Origin of the sequence: Parasphingorhabdus sp., assembly GCF_049667325.1 — a bacterium.
Lineage (GTDB): Bacteria > Pseudomonadota > Alphaproteobacteria > Sphingomonadales > Sphingomonadaceae > Parasphingorhabdus.
In genome coordinates this window covers 1-3517 of record NZ_JBATHY010000062.1, presented here as the reverse complement: position 1 = coordinate 3517, position 3517 = coordinate 1, and the positions used below count along the sequence as shown (strand labels likewise).

The following is a 3517-nucleotide window of genomic DNA, read 5'->3' as shown; positions in this document are numbered from 1 at the left end:
GACTGGTACCGGCCGATGGGAAGGATCACATTGCGCGGACGTTCCACACCGGTCGAGGTTTTCGAACCGGTGCCGGACTGGGAAGAAAATGATCGCGCCGCAGTGACCGCGGTCATAGCAGCCCATGAAACCGGTGATATTGCTTCTATTCAGGCACTCGGTGCCATGACCAAACAATTTAGCGAGGATCTTGGCCTCGCCAATTTGCTTAAACGACTGGAAAAGACAAAAAATGGAGAAAGCTATGCACTTGGATAAGAATGATCCGGGAACAACCGGAAAAACCCTTCCCCGCCTCGCGAAAGCGGTTCTCGGCACGTTTCTGCTTTTCGGAATTGGCGGAGTTGCCATGGCACAGAATATGGTCATGCGCTCGACCGGACCTTCTGCCAGCAGCTATCCGGCCGGCAAAAAAATGGCGAATGATGCAAAGATTTCGCTGAAGGCCCAGGATCAGGTGACCGTCCTGACCAAATCAGGAACCCGCGTTTTCAAAGGTCCTGGAACCTTCTCGCTTGTTCAAAATAGTGGATCAGCCACCAGCGCGTCACGCCGGCTTTCAAGTTTCATCAGCAATCGCGGGAGCAGCCGGGCAAGGACCGGAGCGGTTCGCGCTGCGGGCGCGGTCGCCATTGAAACGCCGCACAATCCGAACCTGTGGTTTCTCGACGTGACCAAGGGCGGAAAATTCTGTGTCGCCGATGCGGATGCGCTGGTTGTCTGGCGGCCTGACTATACCGGATCGGCGACGGCTTCGATTGTCGAGCCTGTAAACGGCAATGTCACCGAAATCGCCTGGCGGAAAGGGAGCGCGCTGAAAGCCTGGCCGAAAGACGAGCTGCCGGTCGCCACCGGCACGAATTACCGGCTGCTAGGTTCCAACGTGGCACAATCGGTCGAAGTAAATTTCGTTGTGTTGCAAAATCAACCGACCGACCTTGATGACGCGGCGTCGATGCTGATCGAGAACGGATGTTCCGGCCAGCTGGATTTGCTGGTCGACACTCTCAATCTAAACGGCGGGGACACCGCAGATCAGGGTTAGACTTTGAAGAAAATCTGCCGTCCGGAACGAGGGCTGGACGGCAGAGTGGGTATTTGATGATTCATGGGGTCGCTTACGGATCATCGCAAGACGGGGATTTATATGTCGCGATTGCACACGACTTTTCGAACCACTGCATTGGCGGCAAGCTTCGCCATGTTTTCTACAAGCCTGCCGGTCTGGGGCCAATCTTCTGTCGCTGCTCCGACCAGGGAAGAAATCCAGCGCGGAGTCATTGACGAAGCGCTAAAGGGTCAGGGACAGACGCTGTCGGTTGACGGTGAAGTCGAACGGTCCGCCTGTCCGCTCGCCGGACCGGAATTTTCCAATGTCCGGTTCACGCTGAAAACTGTTGATTTTACCGGCCTGATTTCGGTCGATCCCGCTTCGCTCGTATCATCCTATGCCGCCTATGTCGGGCAGGACGTTCCGGTTTCGGTCGTCTGCGATATCCGCGATCGCGCAGCGACCCTGTTGCGCAGCGATGGCTATCTGGCTGCCGTCCAGGTACCGCCGCAAACAATTGACCAGGGCAATGTCCGTTTCGATGTGCTGATGGCCCGGATGACCTCGGTCCAGGTTCGGGGCAATGCCGGACCATCCGAAGGCCTGCTCCAGAAATATATCGAAAAGCTCGCCGCGCAACCGGTTTTCAATATCAACACGGCCGACCGATATCTGCTGCTCGCACGCGACATTCCGGGGCTGGATGTTCGCCTTTCGCTGCGGCCGGTTTCGGCCGAGTCCGGCGGCCAGCCCGGCGAAGTGGTCGGAGAATTTAACGTTGTCCGCACACCTATTTATGCCGATGTCAATATCCAGAATTTTGGCTCCGAAGAAGTCGGCCGTTTCGGCGGGCTGGCGCGGCTCCGGTTCAACGGGCTCACCGGGATGGGCGATGAAACCGTCATCAGCGGCTACTCGACGTCCGATTTCAAGGAACAGCAGGTTCTGCAAGCAAACCACGAATTCCGGGTCGGCAGCGAAGGACTGAAATTCGGTGGTAATTTCACCTATGCGTGGACCAAACCGGAACTGCCCGGCGGTTTTTCGATCAAGTCCGAAACACTGGTCGCCAGTGCATATGCGAACTATCCGTTCGTCCGCAAACAATCGCGCAATCTATTCGGGACGATCGGTCTCGACTATATTGACCAGCGGACCGATATATTGGGCGTTCGCACCAACGAAGACAGGCTGAGCGTTGCTTATGCCCGTCTGGACTTCAACCAGATTGATCAGGGAAGCATATCGGGACGGGGCGGCTATTCCGCCTTTGAACCGAAATGGGGGGTCGGCGGATCGCTGGAACTTCGCCAGGGCCTCGACATATTGGGTGCCAGCCAGGGCTGTGGTCCGGCATTTGTCAACTGCATCGGCCAGACGGTCATTCCGACCCGCGCCGATGGCGACCCGACTGCCTTTGTCATCAGGGGCCAGGCCAAAATCGACTTTCGCCCGACCCCGCTGCTCGCCTTCACGCTGAAGCCGCGGCTGCAATATTCACCGGATGCCCTGTTCTCCTATGAAGAAATATCCGGTGGCAATTACACGACCGGCCGCGGCTATGATCCCGGAACGATCATCGGCGACAGCGGCTACGGTTTGCAGACGGAGGTCAGCTACGGCTCGTTGCTGCCCGATACACCCGAGGGCATCGCGATCCAGCCTTACCTGTTTTTTGACCTGATGGGTGTCTGGAACAAGAATATTCCGGGTGATCCGCAAAAACTCTACTCCGCCGGCGGCGGGTTTCGCGCGACCATTGGCCAGCAGGCCAGCCTCGACCTGACCGCAGTCGTGCCGCTGAAACGCGCCGCCTTCCAGACCCGGCGCGACAGCGCACGGGCCTTGCTTACTTTGACCATCCAGCTCGCTCCGTGGCGGCGCAGATGATGAAAATGTTTTTCGACCCCAGACCAGCCGCAGTTCAACCGAGGACAGCATCATGACTAAAAGACCGCAACCAAGAAGCCCGAAATGCATCCCGAGCATGGCCAGGAAAATGCGATGGTTGTCCGGTAGTTCGATGGCTGCGGCAGCGTTCTTGCTGGCATCGGCTCCGCAGCCCGCACAGGCGCAAGCGTTGATGCGGGCTCCGGGCATGATGATCGAGAATGCGGCGCACGGAAACAACATCTCCATCCCGCGGCCCGATCTGGCACAAAACCAGCCCCACAATCGTGCGCCGGATTTCCATGCGCGGGATATCAGGATATCTTCGCCGCTATCGCCGCTTTCCCTTGATAATGTGAGGATCAGCGCACCGCTGGCCAAACTGCCGAATGCCGATATCCGGATTTCCGCACCGATCGAACGGCCACCGGTTTCCGATATCCGGATCAGCGCTCCCGTGGCGCTGCCTGATGCCTATCAGCCGCAAAACCGACTGCCCGATTTCAATGCGCGTGAGGTCAGAATATCAAGCCCGGTTGGAGCATTGCCGGTGCAAGATATTCGGATCAGCAGTCC

The 3517-nt window shown here is 57.7% G+C and carries 3 protein-coding genes and 1 pseudogene; all 4 read left to right on the top strand.

Features of this window, described 5'->3' with window-relative positions; all coding sequences use genetic code 11:
* A pseudogene (locus WBM93_RS03445) lies at positions 1 to 258 on the top strand (adenylate/guanylate cyclase domain-containing protein); the annotation flags it as partial.
* Positions 245 to 1045, top strand: a complete 801-nt coding sequence (locus tag WBM93_RS03440; RefSeq protein ID WP_424428195.1) for a hypothetical protein — start codon at positions 245 to 247, stop codon at positions 1043 to 1045. The pseudogene WBM93_RS03445 and the gene WBM93_RS03440, both read left to right, overlap by 14 nt.
* 102 nt (positions 1046 to 1147) lie before the next feature.
* A complete protein-coding gene (locus WBM93_RS03435; protein WP_424428194.1) occupies positions 1148 to 2941 on the top strand; it encodes a ShlB/FhaC/HecB family hemolysin secretion/activation protein in 1794 nt (597 codons plus the stop codon).
* Between the two features lie 52 nt (positions 2942 to 2993).
* A partial coding sequence (locus WBM93_RS03430; RefSeq protein WP_424428192.1) for a hypothetical protein occupies positions 2994 to 3517 on the top strand: 524 nt, incomplete at its 3' end.

Coding starts and splice junctions, on each gene's coding strand:
- WBM93_RS03440 (WP_424428195.1), top strand. CDS start 245: ATGCACTTGGATAAGAATGATCCGGGAACAACCGGAAAAACCCTTCCC.
- WBM93_RS03435 (WP_424428194.1), top strand. CDS start 1,148: ATGTCGCGATTGCACACGACTTTTCGAACCACTGCATTGGCGGCAAGC.